A 15430-nucleotide genomic window follows, 5' to 3' on the forward strand; every position below is an offset into this window, starting at 1 on the left:
AACTTGAAGTATTTGATAACTAATTGCCGAGCCGGCGTTTAGCCGTTAGCATGGCGCAAACAACTATGGAGCTGGGAATGGAAAAACCGATGAGCTGGAGTGCCCATGAACTCACCATGACGGTGCTGATGACACCCGATATGGCCAATTTTTCCGGCAATGTCCACGGCGGTACCATCCTCAAATTCCTCGATAGCGTGGCCTATGCCTGCGCCAGCCGCTATTCGGGCAGTTATGTGGTGACGCTGTCGGTGGATCAGGTGATGTTTTTGCAGCCCATCCATGTGGGCGAGCTGGTGACTTTCCTCGCCTCGATCAACTACACGGGCCGCACTTCGATGGAAGTGGGTATCCGTGTCGTGACGGAGAATATCCAGCAGCGGCTGGTGCGCCATGCTAACAGCTGCTACTTCACCATGGTGGCCGTGGACGAGCAGCGCAAGCCGGTGGAAGTGCCGGTGCTGGTGCCGGAAACCGAGGTGCAGAAAGCCCGCTGGGATCAGGCCCTGCTGCGCAAGCAGGCGCGCCAGATGGTGCACGGCGCCCGTAAAAAATAGCCCGGCCTGGCGGCGCTGGCAGGCTGCTGGCGCCGTCGCCTAGAGCCGCACGGGGCGGCCCTGTTCGAGCCGGCGTACCACCCAGTGCGCCAGCAGGCGATTGAGCGTGCTGAAGGCAAACAGGGCGCTGCGCTGCACGCGGCGCAGCATGCCCAGTGCCGGCGTGGCCTGCTTGCCCGCGACGGCGAACAGCAGATGGTTGTTGCCGGCGATGCCGTGGAAGCGGCATAACTGGCCGTCGAAGGCGGCATACAGGCGCATGCGCATATCGGTATAGGCCGGATCGTAGCTGAAGATATTCGCCACCAGCACGCCGCCGGGCCGCAGCACGCGGCGGCAATGGCGGTAGAAGCTGCTGCTGCCCAGCGCGGGCGGCAGGCCCAGTTCATCGAAGCCGTCGATCAGCAGTACGTCGGCGCTCTCCTCGCAGTGTTTCAGATAATCGCTGGCGTCGGCGTGGATGATGCGCAGGCGCGCATCGTCGGGCGGAATGGCAAACTGCTCGCGCAGGGCGATCACATCGGCGCGCAGTTCCAGCACCGTGATGCGGCTGTGCGGCAGATAGCGGTGGCAGAACTTGACCAGCGAGCCGCCGCCCAGCCCCACCATCAGGATGTGGGTGGGCTGTGGCTGGAACAGCACAAAGCACATCATGGCGCGCGGATAGGCCAGCACCAGCTGGTCCGGATCGGAGAGCCGCATCTCGCTCTGTATCATGCCGGGCGAGAATTCCAGCGTGCGGGTATTGCCACTGGTGCGCACCAGTGGCGGGTCAGGAGCTAAACTCAAGATGGCCAGGCGTCGGAATCGGACGAAAAATCTGCCGTGCAGAGACGGTCGTCGCGGCACAAAGAGTGTCGCTTGACGGCTAGTGTAGACGACATTGCATTTACAGATGGAAAAATTGTATGTACATTGACGTTAGATTAAGCCAGCCCTCTGGGCGGCACTACTGGAGAGTATGACGATGTTTCTCGATCACCCTACGCTGACCGCCACCAATAGCTTTACCGAACCGGATCGTCTGGAACGCCTGACCCGTGTCTACGGCTATGTGGTCGCGCTGGCCGACATGGCCGGCAAACAGGCCTTTATCGAAAAGGTCAGCCAGCTGCATGACCACAAGGGCACGCTGATCGTGTTCTGGCACGACTCGCCGACGGAAGATGAAAAAGCCTTCTTCGGCCAGGCCTGGGCCAGCAAAGTGGGTGACGGCACCCAGAACGTGGAACACGAAGTCTGATCAGGGTATCGACCAGTAGTTCATGGATATCAAGACTCTGGTGCTGGCGCTAGCGCTGGGCAATTTCAGCCTGTGTGCGGCGCTGTTCTTCTACCAGCAGCAGGAGGTCCGTAGCGCCCCCTCGGCCGGCCTGCGTAGCTGGCGCATCGCCCGCCAGTTGCAGGCCGTTGCATGGGGCTTGCTGTATCTGCGCGGGGCGCTGCCCGATTTCCTCACTATTCCGTTTGCCTATGCAGTGCTATTCAGCGGCTTTGCCTTCGACGCTTCGGCGTGGTGGGAGCTGGCCGGACGGCGCGTGTGGCGGCGCTATCTGCTGCCGGCGCTGGGCGTTTCCATTGGCCTGTTCACGGGGGCCTGGCTGCTCGACATGCCAGCCGGCGACCGCATCGGCATCGCTGCGCTGGTGGCCGGCTTCTTCGCGCTGGCCAGTGCCGGCGCACTGGGACGCGGCTGGCGCCGTGGCACGCTGCTGCGCCGCTATCTGGTGCTGTCCACCCTGAGCCTGACGCTGGTAGTGGTGCTGCGCGGCGTGCTGGCGGTGCTGCTGCCAGATGGCGCCGAATGGCTCAGTCCTGCGCTGGTGCAGGCGGCCGGCATCGTGGCGCTGTATCTGCTCACCTTCGGCAATGTGTTCGGCTATCTGCTGCTCAGCCGCGAACAGCAGGAAAGCGAACTGGCACGGCTGGAAGTGGCCGATCCGCTGACGGACGTGCCGAACCGGCGCGGCTTTTATCTGGCGCTGGCGCCATGGATAGCGCTGGCGCGCCGTCCCGGCCAGCCTACTGCGCTAATCCTGCTGAAGTTCGACGATTTCAAACGCATCAATGAACACTATGGCCATCCGGTCGGTGATCTGGTGCTCAAGACGCTGGTGGAAGTGTGCCAGAAGCAGCTGCGCGACAGCGATCTGATGGGCCGTATGGGCGGAGCGGAATTTGCCATCCAGCTGCCGCGCACGGGGCAGGAAGATGCCTGCATGGTGGCCGAGCGTATCCGTCTGGCCATCGCCGCGCTGCCCGTCAAGGCCGGCAAGGCTGTGATCAATATGACGGCCAGCCTGGGCGTGACTACCATCCGGCCCGATGATGCGGCCGTGAGCCTGTTCAAACGTGCCGACGAAGCGCTGCAGCAAGCCAAGCGGGAAGGGCGCAACCGCGTGGTTGCGGCCGACAGCACACCGGAAGTCTGAAACACTATTGTCAGGCTGTCATTAAGCCGTCACAAACAGCGCTTATCGTGATCTATAATCATGTAAATCGTTTAGTTTGATTTCAGCCTAATCAGGCATGAAACTGATACCCAGTTCCGGGAGAGACTTCCAAATATGTATGCAGCTGTAGATCTGGGTTCGAATAGCTTCCGTCTTCACATCGGCAAGCATGATGGCGAAGCCATACGGGTACTGAAAAGCGTGCGCGAGCCTATCCGGCTGGCCGCCGGTCTGGACGAGCAGGGCAACCTGACGCCGGCCGCCATGCAGACTGCCCTCAACTGTCTGAAAAATTTTCGTAGCGTGCTGGCGGCCTACAAGCTCGATGCCGTGCGGGTGGTGGCCACTTCGGCCATGCGGGTGGCGCGCAATAGCGCCGCCTTCCTGCCGCAGGCCGAACAGGCCATAGGCTATCCGATTGAAATTATCTCGGGCGAGGAAGAGGGGCGCCTGATCTATATGGGCGTGGCAAATGCGCTGGCCACACCGGGCGAGCGCCGGCTGGTGATCGATATCGGCGGCGGTTCGACCGAGCTGATACTGGGCCGCGGCCAGGAGATCGAAAAAGTCGAGTCGTTCAGCGTCGGCACGGTGAAACAGAGCCTGTCCTTCTTCATCGGCGGGCGGGTCGATGCGGCGTCGTTCGAGGCTGCCATCCTGTCGGCGCGCAGCCATTTCGAAGATGCGGCGCCGCCTTACCATCCGCAATACTGGAAGCAGTGCTATGGTTCGTCCGGCACGGCACGCACCATCGCCGATATCATTATCAAGAACGGCATAGGCAAGGAAGTCAACGGCAGCACCCTGAGTGCGCTGAAACAACGCTTTATCGAATTCGGCCATGTCAGCAAGATCGATATGCCGGGCCTGCGGCCTGACCGTGCCGGCACCATCATCGGCGGACTGGCGATTCTGATCGGGCTGGTGCGCGAACTGGAAATCCCCGTGGTGCAGCCTATCGAAGCAGGCCTGCGCATGGGCGTGATGTGGGATCTGCATCTGCGCTCGACCAAGCGTGACCGGCGCGAACAGTCGGTGCTCGATTGCGTGCAGCGTTTCCACTGCGACGAGCGGCGCGCCAACCGCGTGGCCGATGATGCGCTGGCCCTGTACGCCCAGACCAAGCCGGCCAGCGACCAGTACACGCGCCACCTGTACTGGAGCGCGCTGCTGCACGAAATGGGCATGGTGGTGTCGCATACGGGTTACCACAAGCATGCCGCCTACATGATAGAAAACGCCGACCTGCCCGGCTTCACGGCGCGCGAGCAGAAAACCATGGCGCGCCTGATCGCGGCGCACAAGGGCAATCTGCGCAAGGTGGCCGAAGCGCTCAACGAGCCGGATTTCGTCAAGGCAGTGGTGGCCTTGCGGCTGGCCGTGCTGTTCATGCACTCGCGTATGGATGTCGATTTCAGCCAGATCAGGTTGCGCGTCAAGAGCCGCATCGAACTGGAGCTGCGCCGTAACTGGATCAGCGAGCATCCCACGCTGTCGTACTGGCTGGAGAAGGAACAGGAGCAGTGGGACGAAGTTGGAGTAGACTTCAGCTTGCGCAGTTCTACTTGAAGCGGAGACGGAGATGAATAGCACAGGCCTGCCTAGCGTTGCCATGGGATTGCTGATGGCATTGCTGCTGGCTCCCGCTACGGCGGCGGAGCGGCGCGAGCCTTTGCGCCTGTGCTTCGAACAGACCAATGTGCTGCCATGGCGCACCGAATCGGGCGCCGGACTGAATTTCGCGCTGCTGAATATGGTCGAACAGCGGCTCAATCTGCGTTTCGAATACCAGAGCATACCGTGGAAGCGCTGTCTGGCCCAGCTCAAGGCGAATGCCGTCGATGGCGCTTTCGCCGTCAGCTACAAGCCGGACCGGCGCGAACTGGGCGAGTATCCGGGCGGGCAGGTGGTCGATGCCAGCAAGCGTATGCATATCGACAGCTATATGGTGTTGCGCCGTAAAGGCAGTAAAGTGGAATGGGATGGCAAGAGCTTCCGCAACCTCGATGGCACGGTGGGCTTCCAGCTCGGCTATTCGGTAGGCGATGTGCTGCGCGGACTGAACGTGGAAGTGGATGAAGGCAGCCAGCGTGCCGACGAACTGGCGCGCAAGCTGATTGCCGGGCGGGTGGCGGCAGCAGCGGTGGGCGGCAGCGATGCGTATAGCCTGATGCATGGCCCGCTGGCAGGGCAGCTGGAGCAGCTGCCCATCCCGATTATCGAAAAACCGTATTTTCTGATACTCTCGCACGGGCTGGTCGCAGCCGACCCGCAACTGGCCGAGCGCATCTGGCGCACGGTGGAAGAAGTGCGCAACAGCCCCGCTTACCGCAAGCTGGAGGCGGCAGAAGGAGCCCGTCATTGATCCCTTGAACGTCCCCGGCGACAGCTTGCTGGCGCGCGTGCAGCGCCTCTGGCGGCGCAATATTCTGCTGCGTCTGGGCGTCGGGATTTTTCTCGCGGTGGCACTGTCCACGGCGGTCTACACCACCTATATCATGCGCTCGCTCAGCGCCGAGGCCGAGCAGAACCTGCAGGAACGGGCCGAGCGCCTCGCTGCAGTGCTGTCGCAGGCATTGGCGCGACCGCTGTTCGACATCAATAGTGCGGCCATCAACAGTGTGGTCGATGCGTCGGGCGCGACGCCGGAAGTGCTGGTGCTGCGCGTGCTGGCACCGAACGGCACGGAAGTGGCCAGCTATGTTTCGCCCACCGATGTGCCGGTGGCGGCCATCAAGGTGCACCGGGATATCAGTTTCAGCGATGCGCGCCGCAGCTATGCGGTGGGCTCTATCGATCTGGCATTTTCGCGCCAGCAGATAGACCGCGATCTGCGCCGGCAGATTTTCAACACGGTGGCGGCCAACCTGCTGCTGGCACTGGCCATCGTAGTATCGATTTTTCTGGTGGGACGGCGCGCCGCGCGGCCTTTTGCCGATATCCAGACCAGCCTCGAAAAGCTGACGCGCGGCGAGACCGACATCAAGCTCTCGGGCATAGACCGGGAAGATCAGGTGGGGCGCCTGTCCGGTGCCGTGCTGCGTTTCCGTGATGCGCTGACCCGCGTGCGTGACGCCGAGCGCGAGCTGCGCGATCTGAATAGTGTACTGGAAGAGCGCATCGCCACCCGCACCCGTGAACTGACCGAATCCATGCAGCGCCTGGGCGATAGTCAGACCAAGCTGCAGACCATCGTCGATACGGCGCTCGATGCCGTGGTGCGCATGGACCTGAGCGGGAATATCGTCGGCTGGAATACCCAGGCCGAGCGCACCTTCGGCTGGAGCCGCGAAGAAGTCATGGGCATGTCGCTGGACCAGACCATCATTCCGCAGCGCTTCCGTTACGAGCACCGGCGCGGCATGCAGCGTCTGGCTGCCGGCAATAGCGTGACGCGGGTGCTGGATGCGCGCATCGAAGTGGTAGCCCTGCGCCGCAATGGCGACGAGTTCCCGATCGAACTGGCGATTACCAAAGTGCGCTCGGATGGCCAGCACAGCTACGAGTTCTGCGCCTTCATCCGCGACATCAGCGACCGGCGCGAGCGCGAACAGAAGCTGCTCAATGCGAACGTGATGGCGGAAGCGGCGAATATCGCCAAGTCCGAATTCCTCGCCAACATGAGCCACGAAATCCGCACCCCCATGAGCGCGGTGATCGGTATGGCCTATCTGGCGCTGCGCACGGAAATGACGCCCAAGCAGCACGACTACATCACCAAGATCCACCGCGCCGCACTGTCGCTGCTGGGCATCATCAACGACATACTGGACTTCTCCAAGATCGAGGCGGGGCGGCTGGAAGTGGAGCAGATTCCCTTCCTGCTCGACGATGTGCTGAGCAATGTCTCCAGCGTGACCACCCAGCGCGCCAGCGACAAGCATCTGCGCTATCTGGTGACGACGGCCGACGATGTGCCGCGCTATCTGGTGGGCGATCCGCTGCGGCTGGGGCAGGTGCTGATCAATCTGGCCAATAACGCCGTCAAATTTACCGAGCAGGGCGAGCTGGAACTGCGCTGCCAGCTGGCGCCGGGCAAGGCGCCGGATGGCATGGTGCGGCTGCGCTTCTCCGTGCGCGATACCGGCATAGGCATGACGGCCCAGCAGAAAGGGCGGCTGTTCCGCGCGTTCAGCCAGGCCAACGGCTCGACCACGCGCAATTACGGCGGCACGGGGCTGGGCCTGTCGATTTCGCAGCAGCTGGTGCGCCTGATGGGCGGGAATATCGAAGTCGAGAGCCGCCCCGGCTTTGGTTCGACCTTCTATTTCGACCTGCAGCTGGCCCGCTCCGATGCGGCGGCACTTTCGGTGCAGGCCGTGCTGCATCAGGGCGCCGTGGCCGATCTGCCGCTGGAGACCAGCGAGCGGCGCACCGCGCGGGTGCTGCTGGCCGAGGATAGCCCCGTCAACCAGTATGTCACGCGCGAGCTGCTGGAGCTGCAAGGCCTGCAAGTGGATACGGTCTGTAACGGACAGGAAGCGCTGGACCGGCTGAAACAGGTGGGGCCGCAAGGTTATGATCTGGTGCTGATGGATCTGGCCATGCCGGTGATGGATGGCCACGAAGCCACCCGATTGCTGCGGCAGGATAAGCGCTTTGACGACCTGCCCCTGATCGCCGTGACTTCGCGTGCGCTGGCAGGCATGCAGGCGCGCTGCATCGAGGAAGGCATGCAGGACTACATCACCAAGCCTATCGATCCGCAGCGTCTGTATGGCGTGCTGTCACGCTGGCTGGGCATGTCGATCAAGGTGATACCGCCGCTGCCGCCGCGCGACGACAAGCTGGCCGTAGCGGGCGATGCGCGTCAGGCTGTGGCCGGCCTGCGCAAACTGCTGGCCGAATTCAGTGGCGACAGCGGCGACTATTTCGAGCGGGTGCGGCCCGCGCTGGCGACCCTGCTGACGCCAGTGCAAATGAGCCGGCTGGCCGATTACATGGAACATTATCAATTTGAGGCCGCCGCGAAGCTGCTGGCAGTGCTAGACGGGGAGTGATCATGAGCACAGTCCAGCAGCGGAAAACGGTATTGATCGTCGACGATACGCCGGACAATATTACGCTGCTGGCCGGTCTGCTCAAGGATCAGTACAACACCAAGGTGGCGACCAGCGGCGCGACGGCGCTGCAGATCGTGGCCAGCTCGCAGGTCGATCTGATCCTGCTCGACATCATGATGCCCGGGATGGATGGTTACGAAACCTGCCGCCGGCTGAAAGCCGATCCGGCCAGCAGTGGCATACCCGTGATCTTCCTCACGGCGAAAAGCCAGCCCGAAGATGAAGCCAAGGGGCGCAGCGTGGGGGCGGTGGAATTCCTGCGCAAGCCGGTCAGCCCACCCGTGCTGTTCGGTTATGTGGCGGCAAATTTGCGGTAATTCAAGCAATAATGACATAAATAGTATATATTGTTTATAGTATTAACATCATCTGGAGCAGGTATGAATAAATCCGTGAATGGCACCGTCAACAGCAAGGCGCCGGTAGCTGCGAAAAACACCGTGACCCGTGCGGCTGCAAAGCCGGCTGCCAAGGCTGCGCCGAAAGCAGCCGCCAAGGCCGCAACCAAGGCGCCGGCCATTAAGCCCGCCGCTAAGCCCGCCGCTAAACCCGCTGCCAAGCCAGCCGCAAAGCCAGCATCCAAGGCCGTTGCTAAACCGGCTTCAGGTGCAGCGAAGGTGGCAGCCAAGCCGGTAGCGGCCAAGGCTGCGGCCAAGCCGGCCAGCAAGGCAGCACCGAAAGTGGCAGTCAAAGCACCCGCGAAAGCACCCGCCAAAGCTGTCAGCAAAGCACCTGCCAAAGTAGCGGTGAAGGCTGCCAAGCCGGCCGGCAAGGCGCCGGTAGTCAAAGCAGTGAAGAAGCCGGCGATCAAGCCAGCCGCCAAGCCGGTAACTGCGCCAATACTGGATGCGTCCAAGGACAAGGCACGCAAGGAAAAGCTGGTGCGCGACAGCTTCACCATGCCCGAGCAGGAGTACGCCGTGCTGGGTCACGTCAAGAAAGCCTGCCTGAAGGCCGGTTTCGAAATCAAAAAGAGCGAACTGCTGCGCATCGGCGTTGCGCTGATCAGCCAGATCGATCTGGCCACGCTGCAGAACGTGCTGGCCAGTCTGCCGCAACTGAAGACCGGCCGTCCGAAAAAAGTCTGATGCGAGGCCCCGGGCTACAGTCTGGGGCGACAGGGTGGTTTTTCAGCCCGGGGCAGGTCTGCGCTGCAGATTTCTGCCCTTTTTTTTCATTAGAGGTCTTGCCTGAACCTGGCGGCGGGCGACTTTTTATGTCGGATATGCCACGGTTTGATGTATGTCATGCAACTGACATAGCCATGTCATGTTCCTGAAGTATTCCACCGTTACGCTTGCTTCGTCTCCCACAGAAAGGATGAAGCATGCAAACTTCGATCATACAAGCCGACGTCCGAGCAGCGTCCGGCAAGCTGGTACTCAGTATGGCAAGCACACCGGAGGAGCTGCGCGAGGTTCAGCGCCTGCGCTACAAGGTGTTCATCGAAACCCTGGGCCTGACGTCGCTGATGCGCGAGGACGGCCTCGATTGCGACGAGTTCGACGAGCATTGCGATCACCTCATCGTCCGCGATAGCGCCAGCCTGAAAGTGGTCGGCACCTACCGCCTGCTCAGCGCCGCGCGCGCCCGCAAACTGGGCCGCGTATATTCGGAAGGCGAATTCGATCTGGGTCGCCTGAATCATCTGCGTGGCCGCATGGTGGAAGCTGGCCGCGCCTGCATCCATCCTGATTACCGTGGCGGCAGCGTGATCATGCTGCTGTGGTCCGGTCTGGCCGAATACATGCGTCGCGAGAATTGCGACTACCTGATAGGCTGCGCCAGCATCAGCCTGGCCGATGGCGGCCACAATGCCGTCGGCGTCTATCAGCAGCTGGCAGCGGCCCATATGGCGCCGGCCGAATACCGCGTTACGCCGCACCTGCCATTCCCGTTCTCAAAGCTGGAAGCAGCGCAGAAGCCGCAGATACCGGCACTGCTGAAGGGGTATATGCGCTCCGGCGCATGGATCTGCGGCGAACCGGCATGGGATCCTGATTTCGAAAGCGCCGACCTGTTCCTGCTGCTGCCGCTGGCGAATCTGGATAACCGCTATGCGCGCCACTATGGCGTGAACGGCGAGGCCTGATTCCGGGCCTGGCCCGGGCCGCGCCAGACTGCCTTTCCCTGCCGCGCCGTGTAGAATAAGCCGTAGTGCTTATCGACCGGAGCGGGAATGAAGTTTGAAACAGGGGTGGACCAGGCTGGCGCGCAGCAGCGTGCCGTACGGCGCCATAGGCTGGCGCAGCCGCCACAGGCGCTGGACGACAGTGTGGCCGAAGAAGCGCCGGTGGCGCTGGTATTTAATGGCATCTCCCATGCCGTGATGATGGTGACGCCACGCCAGCTGGAAGCATTTGCGCTGGGGTTTGCCCTCACCGAAGGCCTGATTACGCAGGCCGCCGATGTCTACGATATCGAAGTCAAGTCCCACTCCGGCAGTCTCGAAGTTGCCCTCACCGTGTCCCAGCAGGCATTCCATGGCCTCAAGCAGCAGCGCCGCTCGATGGCGGGGCGCAGCGGCTGCGGCGTGTGCGGACTGGAAAGCCTGGAGCAGATCGACCTGCATCCCGAACCGATCAGCACGGCGCCGCTGCATGACGATGCGGCGCTGGCCGCTGCCGTGGTCAATGCAGTAGCGCAGTTCGGCCAGCATCAGCAGCTGATGCGCGTATCGGGCGGGGTGCATGCGGCTGGCTGGTGCGATGCGGCCGGCAATGTGCTGCAAGTGTGCGAGGATGTGGGGCGCCACAATGCGCTCGACAAGCTGATAGGCGTACTGGCCGCAGCCGGGGTGGATATGCGGCGCGGCTTCGTGTTCATGTCCAGCCGCGCCAGCTACGAGCTGGTACGCAAAGTGGCGCGCATGCAGATTCCTCTGCTGGCCACCATCTCGGCACCGAGCACGCTGGCCATCGATGTGGCCAGCCACGCCGGCGTCAAGCTGGTGAGCTTCTGCCGGCAGGATGCCTGCGTCGAGTACACCTGAAGGTGCGGTGGCTTATTCGGCCGATTCCTGTAGCGCCGACCGCTGCAGCAGCACGGGGATGGATTTGGCCGTTGGTGTGCCGGCACCATCGGCCGTGCTGTGCAAAGGCAGCAGGGCATTGGTCTCGGGGAAGTAGGCGCCCAGACAGCCGCGCGGAATATCGTATTCCACCAGCAGGAAGCGTTGGGCGCGCCGCTCGACGCCATCGTCCCACACGCTTTGCAGGTCCACAAATTCGCCGCGCTGCAGGCCCAGCATGGCCAGATCGTCGCGGTGGATGAACAGCACGCGGCGCAGGCCGAACACGCCGCGGTAGCGGTCATCGAGGCCGTAGATGGTGGTGTTGTACTGGTCGTGCGAACGGGCCGTCATCAGCACCATCAGGCGTTCGCCATGAATGGCGCGGGCGCGGTGGATGGGCGTATCCAGATCAAGCGGGTGTACCAGAAACTGGGCTTTGCCGCTGGCGGTGCGCCATACACGCTGGCGCGAAGCCACCTTGAGATGGAAGCCGCCCGGCTGCGCCACGCGCGCATTGAAGTCGTGGAAATCGTCGAACACGCGGGCGATGGCGTCGCGGATGCGGCCATAGTCGGCCGCGTAGCCTAGCCAGTCCACCTTGCTGCTGCCCAGCGTGGCATGGGCCAGCTGCGCCACGATCATGGTTTCCGACAGCAGCTCGCTGGATGCGGGGGTGTTCTGGCCATACGACAGGTGCACCATGCTCATGGAATCTTCTACCGTGACGCCCTGTGGCACGCCATTCTGCAGGTCGATTTCCGTGCGTCCCAGCGTGGGCAGCAGCAGCGCTGCCTTGCCGTGCACCAGATGGCTGCGATTGAGTTTGGTGGCGATGTGCACGGTGAGGTCGCAGGCACGCAGGGCGGCAAAGGTCAGCGGTGTGTCGGGCGTGGCCATGGCGAAGTTGCCGCCCAGCGCGATGAAGACTTTGACTTTCCCGTCCAGCATGGCCTGTATGCTGTCCACCGTATCGTAGCCATGGTGGCGCGGCGGGGCGAAATCGAACACCTGCTGCAGGCGGTCGAGGAAGGCGGGCGTGGGCTTGTCTTCTATGCCCATGGTGCGGTCGCCCTGCACATTCGAGTGGCCGCGCACGGGGCACAGGCCGGCGCCACGGCGGCCGATATTCCCGCGCATCATCATCAGATTGGACAGCATCTGGATGGTGCGGACAGCCCCCTTGTGCTGGGTCAGGCCCATGCCCCAGGTGCTGATCACGTTGGCGCTGCGGCAGTAGATCTCGGTCAGCTGGTCGATCTGTGCGCGCGGCACGCCCGATTCTTCCAGCAGGCCAGGCCAGGGCTGCTGGCGTAGATCCTCGGCGAAGGCGGCAAAACCGCTGGTATGTTCGGCGATGAAAGCATGGTCGAGCAGGCTGGCGGTGCCGCGGGCCAGCGCCGCATCGTCGAGTTCCAGCAGGCGCTTGGCCACGCCTTTGATCAGGGCGAAGTCGCCGCCCAGGCGCGGCTGGATGAATAGCGAGCTAATCGTGGTGCTGCCATTGCCCAGCATTTCGCTCGGATGGGTGGGGCTGGTAAAGCGCTCCAGCCCCCGCTCGCGCAGCGGGTTGATGGAGACGATGCTGGCGCCCCGTCGGGCGCAGGCGCGCAGCTCGCCCAGCATGCGCGGGTGGTTGGTGGCCGGATTCTGGCCGAAGATGAACAGCGCGTCGGCATGCTCGAAATCTTCCAGCGTCACCGTACCTTTGCCCACGCCCACGGTGCCGGGCAGGCCGCGGCTGGTGGGTTCGTGGCACAGGTTGGAGCAGTCGGGGAAGTTATTGGTGCCGTACATGCGCACGAATAGCTGGAACAGGAAGGCGGCCTCGTTGGCGGTGCGGCCCGAAGTATAGAACGTGGCCTGATCGGGATCGGGCAGGGCGCGCAGGTGTTCTGCCATGATGGCGAAGGCGCGCTCCCAGCTGACGGGCCGGTAATGGTCGCTGGCGCTATCGTATTCCATCGGCGCGGTCAGGCGGCCGTGCTGTTCCAGTTCGTAGTCCGATTGCTGCAGCAGCGCGCTGACGCTATGGGCCGCGAAAAACTCGGCGCGTACGCGTTTGCTGGTGGCTTCCGCTGCCACGGCCTTGACGCCGTTTTCGCAGAAGGCAAAGCTGGCGCCGGCGGCGCGGTCCGGCCAGGCGCAGCCGGGGCAGTCGAAACCGCCGGGCTGGTTCTGGCTAAGCAGGGCTCTGGTATGGCCGGCGCTGACCTTTTCGCGCACCAGATTGACGGCGACCTGTTTCACTGCACCCCAGCCTGCGGCGGCGTGCGGGTAGGGCTGTATGCGTCCGGGCGCTTTGTTGTTGGGCATCGGCGAGTTCCATGTTTTCCGTTGTGCGGAGTATAGAGCAGATTGCCCGGCTTGCGGCGCTACATTAGGGCTTGAGCAGGTCCTCCATGGCCTTGCGCTGCTGCGCCAGATAGAGCGGGCTGCGGCGCAGACGGCCTATGGTATCCCACAGCTTTTCGATCAGCGCCGCGTGCGCCTCGTAGAAGGCGGGCGATATGGCCAGATAGTAGTTCTCGTCGAGGAAGGGCGCGGGCAGCATTTCGATTTTGCCGGCAAACTGGGGCAGCAACAGCAGCTGTGCACCATGGGTTTCCAGTGCCACGGCGACATCGGCGCGGCCGGCCAGCATTTTCTGGAAGTTGGCCTGCATGGTGCGCCCGTTGGCATCGATAGGCACGTTCAGTGCCTGCAGTTTTTCGCGCGGCATGACGGTGCCGAACGGTGTCAGTACGGGTGTGCTCAGGTGCGCAAAGCGCACGCCATCCCATTCCACGCTGCTGCCGACGCGGCGGAATACCATGGTGCGCCCGCTCGCCACGGCGTCGCCGGTTTCGATTTCGCCCCGCTGCAGCGGGTAGCGGAATTCGGCTGCCAGGGTGGGGATGTAGGGAGCGGCAGGGAAGGCATCGGCGCTGCCCGTGCGTACCAGTTCGCGGCAGCGTGCCAGTGGTGCGGGATGATAGATCAGGGTGATATCGAGTTCCTGTGCGGCCATGCGGATCAGCAGATCCGCCGTGCCCTGTCCCTCCGGCGTGATGTATGGCAGCACTGCGCTCTCCATGGTGCATAGGCGCAGCGTGACGGCTTGGGCCGGTGTCAGCATCCACAGCATCAGGATCAGTGCCGGCAGCAGTGCAGGCAGACGGGAACGGTGCATAGACTTCTCCGCGAGGGGGTACTGACATTCTACCGTTGCGCGCATGACTTTTGGTATATTGATGCCTTCCGCCAACACGACAGTCTCTTTTATGCCGACGCCAGATCCCCGCGTAGACGCCTATATCGCCCAGGCGGCGCCGTTTGCCCAGACCATTCTGAACCACCTGCGCGCCGTGGTGCACGAGGCCTGTCCCGAGGTGGAAGAGACCATGAAGTGGAGCTTCCCGCACTTTATGTACAAAGGCATGTTGTGCAGCATGGCGGCCTTCAAGGCGCATTGCGCGCTGAATTTCTGGAAGGCCGAGCTGCTGATGGGCGATGCAGCCCAGCGCGATGCGATGGGCCAGTTCGGCCGCATCACGGCGCTGGAAGACCTGCCGCCCGTCGCGCAGTTGCAGGCCTATCTGCAGCAGGCCATGCAGCTTAATGACGCAGGCATAGCGCCGCTGCGCACCCGCACTGCGCGCAGCAGCACGGTGACGCTGCCGGACGATCTGCAGGCGGCGCTGGCGCAGCTGCCGGCAGCGCAGCAGCACTTCGCCGCTTTTAGTCCCAGCAAGCAGCGCGATTACATCGAGTGGCTGGAAGAAGCCAAGACGGCAGCCACCCGCACGCGCAGGCGCGAACAGGCAGTGGCCTGGATAGCCGAAGGCAAAGCACGCAACTGGAAGTACGAAAAATAGCGGGGAGGGGAGTGCTGCGGGTGTGGCAGGGAGAAAGTCGTTCAGCAGGGTTTGGGCTGTACGTTGTTACTACTGAGGGCGCCGGGTACCGCATGCCGGCGCCTGGCATGGCACTAGCAGCATGGCTGTTTAGTGCATAGAAGCGGTCGACAGGTCTTTCAATTCCCGTATGCTGATGTCCGACTTTTCATGCATACGCAGCAAAATGGTCGCGCCCACGGTGAGTTTGCGATGACGAATTTTGCTGATAATCGGAGGTTGCACCTCCAAAACTCGGCAGAGTTCTGCGTCGTTTTTCAGGTTCATCTTTTCGATCAAAGTGTCAAGCAGCTTGTTCGGGACGAAACTGGATGGTTCCAGCGCCCGAGCACGATTCATGGCTTCGATCAGTTCCAGCTTTTTTTGCCGTACGTTCATGATTGCTCCTCCTTTGCTCAAAACGTAAATCAAAGATGACGTTTCCTGGCAGGGCTAGCGCCCACACTCTTAT

At 62.5% G+C, this 15430-nt stretch carries 15 protein-coding genes; 11 read left to right on the top strand and 4 right to left on the bottom strand.

The window, feature by feature from the left end:
- The first annotated feature begins 77 nt into the window (after window positions 1-77).
- Window positions 78-557 carry an acyl-CoA thioesterase gene (locus tag GTP23_RS05795; protein WP_229255925.1) on the top strand — a complete coding sequence of 160 codons (480 nt, stop codon included), beginning with the start codon at window positions 78-80 and terminating at the stop codon, window positions 555-557.
- Between the two features lie 39 nt (window positions 558-596).
- On the opposite strand, the gene GTP23_RS05800 is transcribed toward GTP23_RS05795, so the two are convergent.
- Window positions 597-1346 (bottom strand): spermine/spermidine synthase domain-containing protein, encoded by a 750-nt coding sequence (locus GTP23_RS05800; protein WP_308494791.1) that lies wholly within the window; start codon window positions 1344-1346, stop codon window positions 597-599.
- A 178-nt stretch (window positions 1347-1524) separates the two neighbouring features.
- On the opposite strand from GTP23_RS05800, the gene GTP23_RS05805 reads away from it, so the two are divergent.
- The 9 genes from GTP23_RS05805 (at window position 1525) to fdhD (ending at window position 11065) form a co-directional block, all read left to right on the top strand.
- Complete coding sequence (locus tag GTP23_RS05805; RefSeq protein WP_161034652.1) at window positions 1525-1800, top strand: hypothetical protein; 276 nt, start codon at window positions 1525-1527, stop codon at window positions 1798-1800.
- 22 nt (window positions 1801-1822) lie between these two features.
- A complete protein-coding gene (locus GTP23_RS05810; RefSeq protein WP_161034236.1) occupies window positions 1823-2989 on the top strand; it encodes a GGDEF domain-containing protein in 1167 nt (388 codons plus the stop codon).
- 135 nt (window positions 2990-3124) lie between these two features.
- A complete protein-coding gene (locus GTP23_RS05815; protein WP_161034237.1) occupies window positions 3125-4579 on the top strand; it encodes a Ppx/GppA phosphatase family protein in 1455 nt (484 codons plus the stop codon).
- 13 nt (window positions 4580-4592) lie between these two features.
- Window positions 4593-5375: a substrate-binding periplasmic protein gene (locus GTP23_RS05820; protein WP_161034238.1), complete on the top strand. Its 783-nt coding sequence runs from the start codon at window positions 4593-4595 to the stop codon at window positions 5373-5375.
- Window positions 5376-5379: 4 nt separating this feature from the next.
- A complete protein-coding gene (locus tag GTP23_RS05825) occupies window positions 5380-8010 on the top strand; it encodes a hybrid sensor histidine kinase/response regulator (protein WP_229255926.1) in 2631 nt (876 codons plus the stop codon).
- Window positions 8011-8012: 2 nt separating this feature from the next.
- Complete coding sequence (locus tag GTP23_RS05830) at window positions 8013-8390, top strand: response regulator (protein ID WP_161034239.1); 378 nt, start codon at window positions 8013-8015, stop codon at window positions 8388-8390.
- 63 nt (window positions 8391-8453) lie between these two features.
- On the top strand, window positions 8454-9161 hold the full coding sequence (locus GTP23_RS05835; protein WP_161034240.1) for a hypothetical protein: 708 nt from the start codon (window positions 8454-8456) through the stop codon (window positions 9159-9161).
- 239 nt (window positions 9162-9400) lie between these two features.
- A complete protein-coding gene (locus GTP23_RS05840; protein WP_161034241.1) occupies window positions 9401-10165 on the top strand; it encodes a GNAT family N-acetyltransferase in 765 nt (254 codons plus the stop codon).
- Between the two features lie 87 nt (window positions 10166-10252).
- On the top strand, window positions 10253-11065 hold the full coding sequence (gene fdhD / locus GTP23_RS05845) for a formate dehydrogenase accessory sulfurtransferase FdhD (protein WP_161034242.1): 813 nt from the start codon (window positions 10253-10255) through the stop codon (window positions 11063-11065).
- Window positions 11066-11077: 12 nt separating this feature from the next.
- On the opposite strand, the gene GTP23_RS05850 is transcribed toward fdhD, so the two are convergent.
- Both GTP23_RS05850 and GTP23_RS05855 read right to left on the bottom strand, forming a co-directional pair.
- Entirely contained in the window at window positions 11078-13399 is a 2322-nt protein-coding gene (locus GTP23_RS05850; RefSeq protein ID WP_161034243.1) for an FdhF/YdeP family oxidoreductase, read from the bottom strand.
- Window positions 13400-13463: 64 nt separating this feature from the next.
- Window positions 13464-14255, bottom strand: coding sequence for a transporter substrate-binding domain-containing protein (locus GTP23_RS05855; protein ID WP_161034244.1), 792 nt, complete (start codon window positions 14253-14255; stop codon window positions 13464-13466).
- A gap of 91 nt (window positions 14256-14346) precedes the next feature.
- Between GTP23_RS05855 and GTP23_RS05860 the strand changes: the two genes are divergently transcribed.
- A complete protein-coding gene (locus GTP23_RS05860; RefSeq protein WP_161034245.1) occupies window positions 14347-14940 on the top strand; it encodes a YdeI/OmpD-associated family protein in 594 nt (197 codons plus the stop codon).
- A gap of 129 nt (window positions 14941-15069) precedes the next feature.
- Here GTP23_RS05860 and GTP23_RS05865 read toward each other — a convergent pair whose 3' ends face one another.
- Entirely contained in the window at window positions 15070-15357 is a 288-nt protein-coding gene (locus GTP23_RS05865; protein WP_155433603.1) for a hypothetical protein, read from the bottom strand.
- Between the last annotated feature and the right edge of the window lie 73 nt (window positions 15358-15430).

The organism is Duganella fentianensis, assembly GCF_009857835.1.
Lineage (GTDB): Bacteria > Pseudomonadota > Gammaproteobacteria > Burkholderiales > Burkholderiaceae_D > Rugamonas > Rugamonas fentianensis.